General features: G+C 68.6%; 1 protein-coding gene. It reads left to right on the top strand.

The features are described from left to right. The coding region (locus NKI25_RS36375) for a phosphopantetheine-binding protein (protein ID WP_353001001.1) at positions 1-586 on the top strand (586 nt) is incomplete at both ends.

Raw genomic sequence — 586 nt, 5'->3', positions numbered from 1 at the left:
CGCGCACATGTGAGCGGGCGGCTGCCGGACTACATGGTGCCAACGGCATTCGTGCGGCTGGCGGCGCTACCGCTGACGCCGAACGGCAAGCTCGACCGCAAGGCGCTGCCGGCGCCGGCCGACGACGCCTATGCGCGGGCGGCCTATGAGGCGCCCCGCGCCGCGATCGAGACGGCGCTGGCCGAGATCTGGGCGGAGCTTCTCGGTGTCGAGCGGGTCGGACGCCACGACCACTTCTTCGAGCTGGGTGGCCACTCGCTGCTGGCCGTGCAGCTCTCGAGCCGGCTGTCGCGGGCTGTTGGGGTCGAACTGCCGCTGACGAGGCTGTTCGCCAGACCGGTGCTTGCCGATCTGGCCGAAAGCATCGTCGAGGTGTTGAGCCGCTCCGGTCCGCAAGACCTGCCGGCGATTGCGACGGTGTCGCGCAATGAGCCGCTTGTGCTGTCGTTTGCGCAGCAGCGGATATGGTTTTTGGCGCAGCTCGACGAGGGCAGCACGAACTATCACATTCCACTGGCCTTGCGGCTGCGTGGTGTGCTCGACCGCGGCGCCTGGCAGCGCAGCCTTGACCGTCTGTTTGCGCGTC

This window comes from Mesorhizobium sp. M0808, assembly GCF_040320025.1.
In the GTDB taxonomy this organism is placed as follows: Bacteria; Pseudomonadota; Alphaproteobacteria; order Rhizobiales; family Rhizobiaceae; genus Mesorhizobium.
This window is presented reverse-complemented; position numbering and strand designations above follow the sequence as displayed.